The sequence below is a fragment of the Photobacterium sanguinicancri genome, from assembly GCF_002265265.1.
Classification (GTDB): Bacteria; Pseudomonadota; Gammaproteobacteria; order Enterobacterales; family Vibrionaceae; genus Photobacterium; species Photobacterium sanguinicancri.
Genome location: NZ_NOIF01000126.1, coordinates 1 through 15277 on the forward strand (window position 1 = coordinate 1; position 15277 = coordinate 15277).

10 protein-coding genes and 1 riboswitch are annotated in these 15277 nt (G+C 43.5%); of the genes, 4 read left to right on the forward strand and 6 right to left on the reverse strand.

Annotation, left to right across the window (positions count from 1 at the left end; genetic code table 11):
* Positions 1–396 precede the first annotated feature (396 nt).
* A complete protein-coding gene (locus tag ASV53_RS16715; protein WP_094957919.1) occupies positions 397–1323 on the forward strand; it encodes an endo alpha-1,4 polygalactosaminidase in 927 nt (308 codons plus the stop codon).
* Between the two features lie 77 nt (positions 1324–1400).
* Here ASV53_RS16715 and ASV53_RS16720 read toward each other — a convergent pair whose 3' ends face one another.
* The 5 genes from ASV53_RS16720 to ASV53_RS16740 form a co-directional block, all read right to left on the reverse strand.
* Positions 1401–2651 (reverse strand): quaternary amine ABC transporter ATP-binding protein, encoded by a 1251-nt coding sequence (locus tag ASV53_RS16720; protein ID WP_205049206.1) that lies wholly within the window; start codon positions 2649–2651, stop codon positions 1401–1403.
* Positions 2644–3543, reverse strand: coding sequence for an ABC transporter permease (locus ASV53_RS16725; RefSeq protein WP_094957921.1), 900 nt, complete (start codon positions 3541–3543; stop codon positions 2644–2646). Before ASV53_RS16725 ends, ASV53_RS16720 begins: the two co-directional genes overlap by 8 nt.
* A 67-nt stretch (positions 3544–3610) precedes the next feature.
* Positions 3611–4609, reverse strand: coding sequence for an ABC transporter substrate-binding protein (locus ASV53_RS16730; RefSeq protein ID WP_094957922.1), 999 nt, complete (start codon positions 4607–4609; stop codon positions 3611–3613).
* Positions 4610–4986: 377 nt separating this feature from the next.
* Entirely contained in the window at positions 4987–6387 is a 1401-nt protein-coding gene (locus ASV53_RS16735) for an alpha-amylase family protein (protein ID WP_189337898.1), read from the reverse strand.
* A 247-nt stretch (positions 6388–6634) separates the two neighbouring features.
* Positions 6635–9331 carry an EAL domain-containing protein gene (locus tag ASV53_RS16740; protein ID WP_094957923.1) on the reverse strand — a complete coding sequence of 899 codons (2697 nt, stop codon included), beginning with the start codon at positions 9329–9331 and terminating at the stop codon, positions 6635–6637.
* Positions 9332–9739: 408 nt separating this feature from the next.
* Here ASV53_RS16740 and ASV53_RS16745 point away from each other — a divergent pair, with 408 nt between their 5' ends.
* Positions 9740–11125, forward strand: coding sequence for an alpha-amylase family glycosyl hydrolase (locus ASV53_RS16745; RefSeq protein ID WP_094957924.1), 1386 nt, complete (start codon positions 9740–9742; stop codon positions 11123–11125).
* 84 nt (positions 11126–11209) lie between these two features.
* Here ASV53_RS16745 and ASV53_RS16750 read toward each other — a convergent pair whose 3' ends face one another.
* Complete coding sequence (locus tag ASV53_RS16750) at positions 11210–12640, reverse strand: cytochrome-c peroxidase (protein WP_239928827.1); 1431 nt, start codon at positions 12638–12640, stop codon at positions 11210–11212.
* 305 nt (positions 12641–12945) lie between these two features.
* A riboswitch (Fluoride riboswitch) is annotated at positions 12946–13067 on the forward strand.
* A 264-nt stretch (positions 13068–13331) separates the two neighbouring features.
* Here ASV53_RS16750 and ASV53_RS16760 point away from each other — a divergent pair.
* Both ASV53_RS16760 and ASV53_RS16765 read left to right on the forward strand, forming a co-directional pair.
* Positions 13332–14024: an iron-sulfur cluster assembly scaffold protein gene (locus ASV53_RS16760; protein WP_094957926.1), complete on the forward strand. Its 693-nt coding sequence runs from the start codon at positions 13332–13334 to the stop codon at positions 14022–14024.
* Positions 14025–14037: 13 nt separating this feature from the next.
* Positions 14038–15012, forward strand: a complete 975-nt coding sequence (locus ASV53_RS16765) for a GGGtGRT protein (protein WP_094957927.1) — start codon at positions 14038–14040, stop codon at positions 15010–15012.
* Positions 15013–15277: the final 265 nt, after the last annotated feature.

Here is a 15277-nt window from a genome sequence, read left to right on the forward strand (position 1 = left end):
GAATTAAAAACAAACCTACACTCATCATATTTACTGCTTTATTTTCTTGTCATGGTTCTGTTAAATACTCTCCATTAAAATCATTGCATATTGAAATCAAGTAACAAAGTTGATTAAAATAGCAGCGTAAAACGTTAGGTAAACACGACCACCCATATTAATATGCAATTTTATTAATTAGCACTTTTCAATGTAAATAAATTAACATTGTCGATTTATTTTATGTCCACCTATTTTTAAATAATCATTAATAGCAACAACATATAAAGCTTAACCGTCATTAAATATATACAAACAACCAGTCTATGATATTTCATTATGGCTGACTAAATCTGTGTATATAGAACTCAAGTCTACATATCTATTCTTAATAGATAATACATATTATGAGAGCTTATGCGATTATTATCTGCTGTATTGGTTTCATCTCTACTACTTGCTGGTTGTAACTCTGGATCAGAGCAAGCAGAAAACAACGACAAGTCCTCAGGGAGCTCTCCTGTTACGCCACCAACGGGTCAACCAACGCCTCCGGTTACCCCTCCTGTCGTTGATGTGCCAGAACTCGACCCAAATGTAGAGCCAATCACTAATGGAAGTTGGTACCGTCCGGGTCCATTAACAACCTGGCAATGGCAGCTCAGCGGTACAGTTAATACCTCTTATAATGTAGACATCTACAACATTGATTTATTTGATTCATCAACAGATTTAATTCAAGGTCTCCAACAGTCAGGTAAGAAAGTTATTTGTTATTTTTCTGCAGGGTCTTATGAAGATTGGCGACCAGATGCAAAGGAATTCAAAGAAAGTGATTTAGGTAATAACCTTGATGGCTGGCCGGGTGAACGTTGGTTAGATATCCGTTCGAAGAATGTTATTTCGATCATGACTAAGCGATTAGAACTAGCTAAAGAAAAAGGTTGTGATGGTGTCGAACTCGATAACATGGATGGTTATACCAATAGCACTGGCATTAACTTAACCAATACAGACCAACTAGCTTATAATCGTGCTGTTGCTAATACGTCACACCAACTGAGTCTTTCTATCGGCCTTAAAAATGATCTAGACCAAATCATTGAATTGGTTGATTACTATGACTTTGCAATTAATGAATCATGCACTGAATATAACGAGTGTCATTTACTTAATCCATTTATTCAAAATGGAAAAGCGGTGCTAAACGCTGAATATTTAAATAAGTATGTTAATGATGAAGCGGCTAGAAATGCGATGTGTACTCAATCTAAACAGATGCAATTTAGTACGTTAGTTCTTCCTCTGGCGCTAGATGACTCATTCCGTATCAGCTGCTTATAAACATCGATTCAAACTAAAAAGCACACTTTCGTGTGCTTTTTTCGTTTTATTGTATGTTCCGTCTGTCAGCCATCAACTTAAGCGGCTAAAGACTTATTCGTTGCCGACTTTTTTTCATCACTCCCCTCAGCACTACTGTGCTCACTGAGCACTTCTGCTAATGTAGAGCGCGATAAACGGCCTTCAACGTCCCCTTCGGCATTCAGGACTGGCAGCGGGTGATCGTTATCTAAGGTTTCAGGGATAACCGCTTCAAGCATCGCATCACTTTGAATAGCGGGTACATCCTCAAGTAACGACGCATCGATTGCTTTACTGTAATCCGCCTTATCGACACTTTCTAATGTCTCTTGGGTAATTACACCTTGGTAACCATCATCATTCACGTAGTAACCATAGTCATCTTTCGCTTTACGCATTTCTGCAACCGCCTCACCAATTGTTTCAGCGGAAATACGGACAACCTGCGGTTTCATCACAGTTTCTACCGTTAATGCACGCGCGCGGTTAACGTCTTTAACAAAGGCTTCTACGTAATCATCTGCAGGGTTGAGCAGAATATCAACCGGACGACCTTGCTGTACAAGCACACCATCACGCAATATCGCAATACGGTCCCCTAGGCGAAGTGCTTCGTCTAAGTCGTGAGTAATAAACACGATAGTTTTATGGAGCTTTTCTTGCAGCTCAATCAGCTGGTCCTGCATTTCGCTTCTGATCAGTGGATCCAAGGCCGAAAATGCTTCATCCATCAGCAAAATATCAGCATCAGTACACAAAGCACGGGCAAGACCAACACGTTGTTGCTGACCACCAGAAAGCTGAGCGGGATATTGATTTTGATAGCCTGTTAGGCCGACCGTCTCCAGCCACTCCATTGCACGCTGTTGACGTTCGTCTTTTGGCACACCTTGGATGTGTAAGCCATAACAGATGTTTTCCAATACCGTACGATGTGGCATCAAACCAAAGCGTTGAAACACCATCGACATTTTATGGCGACGGAAAGTTTGTAAGTCTTTGCTGTTTAAGGTCATGACATCATCACCTTGTACTACGATCTCACCCGCTGTCGGTTCAATTAAGCGGTTAAAGTGACGTATCAAGGTTGATTTACCCGAGCCAGATAGACCCATTACAACAAAAATCTCACCAGGGTAAACATCCAAATTAATGTCATTCAAACCAACGGTGTGACCTGTATCCGCTAGAATATCGTCTTTCGATTTGCCCGCTTTAACTTGCTCAAGTACCTTTTTGTCATTTGGGCCAAAGACTTTGTATAAGTTTTTCACACTGATCAGTGGGGTTTGTGTCGTCTTATCCATGATCATGCCCTCCAAGGTGCTGCTGAGTGCGTTTCGCGTAGCTTTGCGTTACACGGTCAAAAATAACGGCAAGTGCCACAATGGCTAACCCGTTGAGTAATCCTAATGTGAAGTATTGGTTCGTAATGGATTTAAGTACTGGCTGACCTAACCCTTTAACACCAATCATAGATGCAATCACCACCATCGCCAGTGCCATCATAATAGTTTGGTTAATACCAGCCATGATGTTGGGCATCGCGAGAGGTAGCTGCACCCCAAACAAACGTTGAGTTGGACTGGCTCCGTAAGCGGTTGCCGCTTCTAACACTTCTTTATCAACTAATCGAATGCCTAAATTAGTCAAACGGATCACAGGCGGAATGGCGTAAATCACAACAGCAATCACACCTGGAATTTTACCTATACCTAATAGCATCACCACAGGGATCAAATACACAAACGCTGGCATGGTTTGCATAATATCGAGAAGCGGGGTAACAAACGACTGCACACGATTAGAGCGAGCCATGGCTATCCCAATGGGGATCCCGAGCCCTATCGCTACAAAGGTGGAGACTAAGATAATGCTCATGGTACGCATGGTGTTATCCCACATACCAAAAAAGCCAATTAAGAAGAAGGCAACAACAACGCCCAGAGTTAACTTCCAAGAACGACTCGCAGCATAAGCAAGCCCTGCTAATACAGCAATCACTAGCCACCAAGGTGTGCCCAGCAATAATTTTTCAAACCAAATAAGAAAAGTTAATAGCGGATCAAATACCGCTTCTATCGCATCGCCATATTCACGCGAAAATGCACGATATGCGCCATCCAACGTTTTTCGAATATCAAGCAGTTGGTGTCGATCCAACTGCGGAATTTCACTTAACCAAGATTGTTCAGACATACAACATCAATCCTTGAGTATGTATTAAATACAAAAAGCCCGTCATCGTGACGGGCTATAACCATAATTAAAGCTCAGATAAAGCCTTTTTGATTTTTTCAGCTACCGTTGGTGATACCCATGTTGTCCATGTTTGTGGGTATTCTTTTAAGAAATGCTCCGTCGCGATTTCACCATCGGCTTGGTACTCTTCCATCCATGCCAAAATCTCATTCATTTGTGCATTACTGAAAGAACGCGCATTTAAGTAACTCATCGCTTCTGGTGAACGTTTAGAGAATGACGTTGTTACCACAGTATCAACTGGTGATGGTGGGTACATGGTTGTTTTAGGGTCTAGACATTCTTCTTTGGTGATACAGCTACGGAAGTGCTCTTCATCTATACCAGAACCAAAATCAACCTTAACCATTTTATATTTACCTAAAACAGCCGTTGGGGCCCAGTAATAACCAAACCAACCTTCTTTGCGCTCATAGGCTTTAGCAATTGAACCTGAAAGGCCTGCACCTGAACCTGGATCAATCAGTTCAAAACCTGCATCTTCAAGCTTCATTGAGTTAAAGAGGTTGCCTGCTGTGATCTGACAGTTCCAACCCGCTGGGCAACTCATAAATGCTGATTTAGATTTGTCTTCTGGGTGCTCAAAAAGTTTCGCGTTAGCAATAACACCTTCAATGGTTGCTAAAGAGGGGTTTTTCTCGACCATATAAGCTGGAACCCAAAAACCTTCTTCTCCACCTTCGTTAAATATTGAGCCCGCAAATTGAAGTCGACCTTCCTTCGCACCACGATCGAGCGCTTCTTTCATCGAGTTACTCCACATCTCAGGCGCAATATCGGGTTCGCCTTTTTCAATCATGGAAGTACCTGTTGGCATAGTATCGCCAGGAACAAGCTCGGCATCACAGCCGTAACCTTTATCGAGAATAAATTGGTCTAGATGAGCGATGAGGGTTGCTGAGTTCCAATTCATATCAGCAATAGTTACCTTGCCACACTCTTCGGCAGAAACCGAAAAAGAGGCTGATGCTAAGAGTATTGAAGTCGCGAGTAGCTTTCGCATATAAACATTCCTTATTTATTATCCATTCCATGCAGCACATTAATGCGTGCTCACATTAAGATATCATACTTTGCACACTAAATAATTATCGGACATTTAAGAAGAATAACCAGTGCAATCATCAATAACCCCAGAACATACCCCAGAATCAAAATGTTTAGTGCTGTAACAAATATAGTGCTTTATATGTTCCTGAAAAAAGACAACAGCCAATATATTCGGGTGAGAACCCTTGCCTAACAAGGCGACACATAGAATTAACATCTGCATTATTGGCACAACGAATAGATCAAAAAAGCCTTGGCGCATGCACCAAGGCTTTATTAAAAAAAAACGAAAAAAAATGTAACTAACTGGTGTTAGAAACTAAACCTAGGTTAAATTTTCATCATTTTTGCGGTTCGAGCTGGAATAGTGAAGGTATGATAGCGTGATGTAATTGTCTCTGAATCACCACTTAACACATCACGGTAAGCTTGATGCCAATTTAATTCATATCGTGACGTGTCTACGGTATGTGAACGAGCTTCACCACATTTATTAATGCCAACAATCCCTGCTTTTTCACGTTTAAAAATCAACATGCATTTATCGCTGAACATCACTTCCATGGTCTTACCCTGCATGGCGTTATGAAAGCCAACCATCTTCACCATGTCTGAACGGTTCCAAACATCAGCCCAGCGACCGTTATCTTTATCTTCGTTATCAGGTAAATCATCGCTGTACACTAATGGCGTGCCACCATCTTTACCTAAGATATAGCTATAGGCTAACTTCTCATCGCCAGCATCCATGATTTGATAGCGGAATCCGTCGTTGGTCGGAATGTCGTGTGTAATGGTAAACGTAATAGCGCGGTTATCCGGTAATGCTTGACCATAAGCTTGCGGATCTTGTAGGTAATTCATCCCACCGCCATACGAAAATGCAGAGCGAATCGAAGAAAAAAGCGGGAAGTCATACGCTCCATGATTAGTATTGTTCAAATACGGCGCTAAAAATTTATCATAGCTACTATTTCCTTTACCGCCGCTGGTGATCACCTCACCAAAAACGTGCATCCCTTGTGTGATCTCAGGGCTAAAGATCTGATCAATCTGATACGGGCTCATGTGCTTGACGGCATCGATGCGAAATCCTTTAATCCCCATTTTTTTCAATGCCAATAAATAATTTTTCTGTTGTTGTACAACCCACTCTCGAGGATCTAAATCAGGCAACCCTGTATCACCGTCAGCGCCACATAAACGCCAGTACTGTACATCACCAGGGCTATCCCAATCACTGATACAACCCGCAGGGTGGAAGTCATTCTCTGAAAACAGCCCCTTTGATAAATCGCCAAATAATGTCTGACGATTGTAGTAAGCGGCATTTTGACTATAGGCGTCCAGTAACTCTTTCCCTGGGTAGTTAAGATCTTTACGCTTCCAACTTTCATTGGCCATGTGGTTTAAAACAACATCAGCGTACACTTCGACACCTTGTGCTTTCAGTGCTGAAATTAAGGCTTCTAAATCTTCTTTGTTACCGAGTTCTGAATCAATTAAACGTAAATCTTGAGGCTGGTAGCGCGCCCACCACTCTTTGCCTGATGATTTCATTGCAGGGGCAACTAATACTTTCTTGTAGCCAGCTTGCGCAATCGCGCTCGCATTCGCAGTAATATCACTATATTTCCAGTTAAAGGCATGCAAAATGACATCTGCCTGAGCAGAAGTAGCAAATAAGCTTGCTGAAACAGCCATAGCTAACAGTAACGGTTTATTCGGCATATTGGGTATCTCTATACAATGATTAACAAGGATAAGTTGGGGATACCACGCCACCAGCAATCTTCGCTTATTATGTAGGGTAGGTAGAAGTTGCTATGTAGTAGTGCGATGAACAGGAATGTAGACACTTTAGGAGTAAAAAAAGACACCTAGCCGCAGAAGCTGTGACTAATATCAGACTCGGTAGTACAAAAATCTTTCATTGTGTGAAGGTGCAGCACAGATAGGGATAGATGACCCCGTTTAACTAGATCTGGTTATATTCACGCTGTAACAATAAATCAAGCTCTTCTACAGGCAGTGGACGGCTATACACATACCCTTGAATGAGGTTACAGCCTAGTTCTTTTACCCGTTCAATTTGCGCTGGCGTTTCAACACCTTCCGCCAAGGTGCAATACCCAAAAGAATGGCACATCATCACAATGGATCGCACAATATCGTTACTCGACTGATCGGTATCGATATCCATAATAAATGAACGATCTATTTTGACGTATTTCAGTGGAAGCTGCTTAAGCAGTGATAGGGATGAATAGCCAGTACCAAAATCATCGAGTGCAATCTCAAAACCGACATCAATAAACTTGTTTAAGACCGCGACGCACTGTTCAAGGTCTGTGATCGCCGCCGTTTCCGTGATTTCAATAATAATGTTTTTAGGGTTACCGCCCTCTTGCAAAATAAGACCGATGTAATCATCAGCGAAATAGGGACGCATCAACTGACCCGGACTCACATTGATCGACAGCTTTAATATGTGATTGGGGTACATCGCAGACCAACGCACATGCTCCCGTACCGATTTACGCGTCACTAGCTCACCCAGCTTGTAAATCAAGCCGCTCTCTTCAGCCACAGCAATAAAAGTAACGGGGCTAATATGCCCTAATGTCGGTGAATACCACCGCGCCAAGCTTTCTACACCATAGATCTTACCTGTGTATGGGTTATATTGCGGTTGAAAATGCACGCTAAGATCTTCATTTTCAATTGCCTGACGCAGCAGTTGCTCTAATGTTGCTTGTAGCTGCACATCAGAATCCATTGAACAATCATATAGCATCGCGTTCACCGAACTATGTCGCTTAGCGCGATACATTGCAATATCCGCTTTTTTAATCAGATCATCCGCTGTTGCGCCATCTTGAGGGTAAAAAGCAATACCAATACTCCCCTGGGTGGTGAGTTCTAAGCCTTTAAACAAGAACGGTATTTCCACTTCCGCTAATATTCGATTCGCAAGCAGCAAAGCTTCTGAGTCTGTAGATACATCACAAAAAAATAAAAACTCATCCCCCCCTAATCGCGCCAACATATCATTGCGGCGACTCACTCGTCGTAAGGCCGCAGAGACATGCTGAAGAAGCGCATCACCAACATCATGGCCATAGGTATCATTAACGAACTTAAACCGATCAAGATCCATCAGCATCACAGCGTGAGGGACACGAGGCCGCTGTTGAATATGACGTTCGAGCTGCTCTTTCACCATGATACGGTTAGGAATACCAGTCAACGTATCGTAATAAGCCAAATGTCGAATTTTAGTCGCCATATCCTTGGCTTTTTTCTCACGCAACTTCACCGATTCAATCAAGGCATCACGCTCAATAAACAGCGATAACATATCTAAATAGTTATTAAACATGCTGTATCCACTTGCACTAGAAGAAGAATGCAAATCATCAACCACAGCGACAACGCCACATAAGCCATTCGACTCTTCGGGTATAGGAAGTAAGGTAATAAGGTAGGGGTCAGGTAAGGTGTAGTTATAAAGTTTATTCGGTGGGTATTGTGCCAATGAGAATGCATGTTGGGCGATATCTTTGCCGTGCAACGCCTCTTCACCCATCGCACAACCCTGCGTTACATATAAGTTATCTTGCCCATTAGCATGATAGTTCAATGCAAACGATGCCCACTTTAGCGATACTTCATAAACGCTCGGTAAGTTTAGCAAAGAATGAAAGCCATGCTGGGCAAGATTGAAGAATGATTCATGCACCGCTTCTGGTCGATTGGCTAAATCATCTAACAGCTGTTGACGCACATTGTTGATATTGTCATAAGAGCACTTTTCATTCTGTGGTGAACCACACGAGTCACGCACTATCAACTGCTGGGGGATGACTATTTCATTAGCCTGATAAGCCCCACCTTCTATGCGCTCAATCAAACGGCTTAACGCCCGATCGACAAGATGCTCTAGTTGTTGATCAATCGTGGTCAAAGCCGGGGCGAAACGTGCGCCAAGTAATGTATTATCAACACTCACAACAGCTAGCTGCTCAGGGGCTGAAATATTTACCGTTTTTAATTGCTCTATCAACCCTACCGCATTGTAATCCGTCGCACAGATAATTGCGGTGCAATCGGAATTACGCGCAACAAACTGACGACCCGCATCACGCCCACCAGGTAAGGTCGCCTCTTCAACAGCAAAGATCCAATCCGATTGGGCATTAATAGCCCAATATTCACATCGTTCTTGATAAGCTTTGAAACGAATTTGAATATCTTTCACGGCTAAATTGCCACAAAAACCAATCTTTCTGTGGTCAAGTTTTACAAGATGATTAAAAGCCGCTTCAATACCTTGCTTTTGGTCACTGCAGATCGTTTCCACATCAAGCCCTGAGTAAGTGTAACCAAGGGACATAACCTTGATGCCTTTCTCTATGGCGAGTTGAAGTAATTGAGGAGAGGCTGAATCTAAGATAGTAAAAAGACCATCGAGATGATCGAACGCTAAAGGATGACTGTAATCGTCAAAGCCACCACTTCGAATAAGAATTAAATTCACCCCTTTTTGTTGAGCGATCAAACGCAAACTAGAGGTGATTTCACCTAAATAAAAACCACTAAGTAAAGGAACTACCACGCCAATTGTCATTGATGAGTGTGATGGCTGAATATTGGAATCAGCGTTAAAATACATGTTTACTTCTCGTTCTCATTTAGGCTATTTTTTGAACTTCGCTCACAATATTTGTGACTTTATTATGGGCGCTTTATTAAGTTGCACTTTACCAGAGTAGTATTGAGATACACCTGAAAACATCCACCTCGGCTATATTTATCGACATAATTGACAGTTATGTTATCTAGCTAGCATATTTCCATTCTTAAATATCCGCATTACTATATAAAACCAGCCTTAGACCGCATATCCAGTTGCATAATTTTCAGTAAATATCTGATGTAATAATGAGCTGTCCACCTTGGGTTATCTACCTCATCGCGTCTCATCCTTGCGACTCCTACCCTCTAATTTCATCAAAGAGAGGAGGCTTTTGAAACAAACTCGCATTACTATTCAACCAATATTTAAAAAGGTTGTTTTACGATGAAAGCAATTTCAAACCCAATCAACGCCATTGACTCGCAGGCAACAAACGTTATCTTGCATGCGTTTGACTGGCCTTATTGCCGTATTAAAGAACAAGCAACAACGATTGCTGAAGCTGGCTTCAAAGCCGTACTCATTTCTCCGCCAATGAAATCACTTAAAACGGAAGATGGCACGCCATGGTGGCAACGCTACCAACCGCAGGATTATCGCGTAATCGACAACCAGCTGGGCAATACGCTTGATTTTAAAACAATGATTCATACCCTGTCGGCAGAGAATATCCATGTTTACGTTGATGTCGTTTTTAACCACATGGCAAACGAAGAAGAAATCAATGAAGCATTAATTTACCCAAATACTGATGTCTTGGCTGATTATCAGGAAAATATTGACCATTACCGAGAGCTCACCCTGTTCGGCGACTTAAATCAGCCACTGTTTACCGACAAAGATTTTGTCTTGGCCTTTCCAATCAAAGACTGGACCGATCCATGGGAAGTACAGCACGGCCGAATCAGTAGTGGCGATCGTGACCCTGGTTTACCCACGCTAAAGTACACAGAAAAAGTGGTCGAAGCACAAAAGCAATACCTAAAAGCGCTAAAACAATTAGGCGTAAAAGGTTTCCGTATTGATGCAGCTAAACACATGACCCTCGAACACCTTCACCAAGTGTGGGACGATGAAATCAGCAGTGAAACCCACGTGTTTGGCGAGATCATTACCGATGGCGGCGCAACGAAAGAAGAGTACGAGTTATTCTTGCAGCCCTATCTAGCCAATACGTATTTGGGCGCGTACGACTTTCCGTTATTTCATACCCTAAAAAACACACTATCAAAACCAGATAGCACCATGGCTAGCTTGATAAATCCATACTCGCTTGGGTCAGCTTTAGCACATGATCGTGCCATTACCTTTGCTATCACCCATGACATCCCGAATAACGATGTTTTCTTAGATCAAGTCATGCCAGAACACCTTGAATGCTTAGCTTATTGTTACATTCTTGGGCGTGATGGCGGTGTTCCTCTGATTTATTCAGATTTGGATACCAGCGGCATTAACAATAAATCCGGTGAGCCACGCTGGTTCGATTGCTGGAAAAACCCAACCTTGCAGCAAATGATCCACTTTCATAACCGCATGCAAAGCAAGCCAATGACAGTACTTCATCAAACGCCAGATCTCTTGGTGTTTTCACGCGGTAATGATGAAGGCTTAGTGGCAATCAATAAAGGCAAATACAGTACCCAAATTAATGTGCCAACAAAGATGAACCAAGAAATATTAGCGCAGCAAGGTGTCTGCTTTAACCCTGATGAGCAGACATTAACGTTACCCGAAAACAGTTGTGCCATGCTGATTGCTGATTGCTGATTGCTGATTAAGCAAAAAAAGCCGAGTCGCTAATCGACTCGGCAAGCAGGGAAACTGTTTTTATTGCCAGCAAGATAGGTAAGGTTATTCCTCAAATGGGTCGCTAAAAATAGGATGCGTCAGCAAGGTGTCATCGGTTAATGTTTCCATAAAGGCTACCAAGGCTTCTTTCTCTTCTTGGCTGAGGTTAAAGCGCACTGGTGGGCCCGATTGGCTACCGTTTCGACGTAATGCTGGGGCTAAATTACGATGTGCTTGCACGCCACTGTTATAAAACTCCACCACATCCATCAAGGTCGCAAGACGACCATCATGCATGTAAGGTGGACTGGCGGCGATATTGCGTAGCGAAGGCACTTTAAAGAAGCCATTACCTGCCCCTTGGTCGGGTGCATTATTGCCGTCTAACCCATTGTTATGCGCCTGATCTGCGGTATGAGCTGATGTATGATGGCAAGTATCACATCCTAACGAGCCATTACGATCGCCTGGCACGCCAGAAAATAAGCGCAGCCCGAGCATTTCTTGTTCGGTGAACACCTCTTCAAACTTGGGATCATTCCACGTTCCCACAGTAAATGCCCGATCATACTTAGATTGATAACTCACCATGGCACGAATAAATTGGGCTAATGCTTTTGCAATACGATGGCTAGTGATCGCTTCATCACCAAACGCTTCATTAAACATCGGACCATAAAAGCTGGTTAGTCCTAACTTCACTTCGAGATCGAGTAAGTTCATCCCCATTTCGACGCCATCTTGAATAGGCATCAGCACTTGATCTTCCAACGTATCAGCCCTTTCATCCCAAAAGAAACTTCTTGGCGAATAGTAAGCGGCATTAGACAAGCTCATGGAATGACGGCCTGTTTTTCCGCCATCAAAACCATCACTAAACACCATAGGATCAGAAAAGCCATGCTCTTGCTGATGACAAGACGCACAGGCAACCGTGTTATTAAAAGAAAGACGCTTATCATAAAAAAGGACGCGACCTAGGTTAGCGCCTGCATTTTTTATTCGATTATCAAAGGGAGTGTTGTCTTGGCCTGAAACGTTACCAAAACTGGCTGAAATGCGGGTGTAATACTGGGGTTGACCATCGACATAGGTTTCGAAATCACCAGATTGGCTTAAATCAGGTAAAGACAAACCATCAATATCAACTTTAGGCTCTGGCTCTGGCTCTGGCTCTGGCTCTGGCTCTGGCTCTGGCTCTGGCTCTGGAGCAGGATCATCTCCTCCCCCCGAACCGCCACCACTTCCGCCGCCCTCACCATCAGTTGGCGGTGGTGGTTCTTCCCCGCCACCAGCTGGAGGTGGCGTCACACCGCCATCACCGTCAGACTCATCACCTGCTGGTGGGTTTTCAGGGGATTGCTCGGGTGGAACATTAGTATCTTCAGTTGTAACGGAAACAACAGGATTGGTACTGTCTTCTACAGCATCATCATCACAAGCCACGACGGATGTCAGAACGACAGCCATCGCGATCAGTTTAGGAGTATTCATTAATACTACCCTCTAGCCAACATGATTATTATTTTTTAATCGGGGCTTATATTTCCCCGTATCATTAATCAAGCTAGCAAGCGACTGCTTGTCTTGTGTCTTATAACCAATAATAACCATGCTAATTGCATGGTTTAGTAAAATAATAAAACAAACAGCAGTTACCATTTACACACCATCTCTCTCACGCAAACGGCGTGATGCTCATCACGCTTTTATGCTAATTTCATACTAAAGAAACCGTTTTATAGAGAAAACGCGTCTAAAAAGTCGATTGCAGCACATCATGTTTTAGCAGTAGCATGATTAGCAAAGGTGATGGGGTTCCACCTACCATACCAATACCGTTAATTAACTCAGTAAAAATGATTTGATAATTGATGGGATTGGTAACAACCGCCATGTGGCTGATGACTCCTACAGAAAAGAAAACAGGTGTAACTGTTGGTGAGCGACGGATGTGGCTCATATCAATCTGAACAAACACATGATCCTTGTAACGGATGAAAGCCCTTATCGCTTAATCAAAATTATTGTTATTAGCACCACTAATGACAATTGTTTTGACTCGATTTTATATTGCTTTTGTCGTCAGCATTCAATCAGCGGCTTGTTCAAATTGGTAGTATTTTTCTGTAGGGATATGACATGCCAACCCCACTTGTTTTCCTGACATTTTAAGGAAAACGCCATGCAATACTCTTCTGAAATTCAATCTATGTGCCCCGTTCAACGTGGCGATTTACACCCCTCTGCGCCTATCCCTGTTGAAGGCCGAATGATCCGTCCAACCGATGTTATTGCCATCTCTGGTTTAAGCCATGGCGTGGGCACATGCGCACCACAGCAAGGCGCGGCTAAGCTCACCCTTAATATCAAAAAGGGCATCATCGAAGAAGCACTCATCGAGACCATTGGCTGTTCGGGCATGACCCACTCGGCTTCAATGGCGGCAGAAATCCTGACGGGTAAGACCCTGCTTGAAGCGCTCAATACCGACCTAGTCTGCGATGCTATCAATGTCGCCATGCGTGAAATCTTCTTACAACTTGTTTATGGCCGCAGCCAATCTGCATTCTCTGAAGACGGCTTAGAAATTGGCGCAGCACTGGAAGATTTAGGTAAAACCCAGCGCAGCCAAGTCGGTACCAGTTACGCCACATCCGCTAAAGGGGTGCGTTATATGGAACTCGCCGAAGGTTACGTAACGAAACTGGCACTCGATGACAACAACGAAGTGATTGGTTACCAATACCTCAACCTCGGAAAAATGATGGCAAGTGTTGAAAAAGGCATGTCAGCCGAAGAGGCCATGTCCGATGCAACAGGCGTTTATGGTCGCTTTAACGAAGCTGTTACCACTATCAATCCGCGCAACGCATAACGAGGGCTGCATCATGAATTCACAAGTTAACCAATACCTACAAGAAATGAACATGTCGTCGTTAGAAGAGGCAAAACAATACTGCCTGTCGTTTGGGATTGCGCCACAAGATATTGTATTAGACACCCAGCCTATCGCTTTTGATAATGCCTGTGATGCTTATACCCTCGGTACTGCACTTGCACTACACCGCCAAGTATTAACTGCAGAAGCTGCCGCCACTGCCATTGGCGAAGGGCTACAAGCCTTTTGTAAATCAGGCAGCGTGGCTGCACAGAGAAAAGTAGGTTTAGGCCATGGCGCTCTTGCGGCGCGTTTATTGAATGAAAATACCCAGTGTTTTGCTTTTTTGGCAGGTCATGAGTCTTTCGCAGCGGCGGAAGGGGCAATCAAAATTGCAATGAACGCTAACCGCGCCCGTCAATCACCACTGAAAGTGATCCTAAACGGTTTAGGTAAAGATGCCGCTTACCTGATCTCACGCATTAATGGCTTTACCTATGTGCGTACCGAATTTAATTACGATACGGGTGAATTAATCGAAGTGAGCCGCCGTCGTTTCTCGAACGAATTACGCGGTGACATTCTTTGCTATGGGGCTGACGATGTACGCGAAGGGGTGGCGATCATGCACCGTGAACAAGTGGATGTCAGCATTACGGGTAACTCGACCAACCCAACCCGTTTCCAACACCCTGTGGCGGGGATCTACAAATCAGAACGCAATGCCCAGCAAAAACCGTATTTCTCTGTCGCATCAGGCGGTGGTACAGGCCGTACCTTACACCCAGATAATGTCGCAGCTGGCCCTGCTTCTTACGGCCTAACCGATACCATGGGCCGCATGCACGCCGATGCTCAATTCGCAGGGAGTTCATCCGTACCAGCCCACGTAGCTATGATGGGATTCATCGGCATGGGCAATAACCCTATGGTGGGTGCGACCGTCGCACTAGCTGTTGCAGTTGATCAGCAGTTGCATCACTAACACCTAGTTCGGCACTATTTTCTTTAAGCCCAGCTTATTCGCTGGGCTTTTTATGGTCTGAGCTTTTTATTGCAGGCTTATTAACCATCAGCTTTTAATATGTGGCGATCACAAGTTAAATACTGCTGTGACTCGTTAATACCAACAAGATCGTCAGTAAGAACTAATTACCCAAAATTGGAATCATAACAATTACCTGGCGCTTTTATGCGGCTCGAATCACACTTTGCAGGCCTGTATTATTTTTATTCATTCATATGTAAAT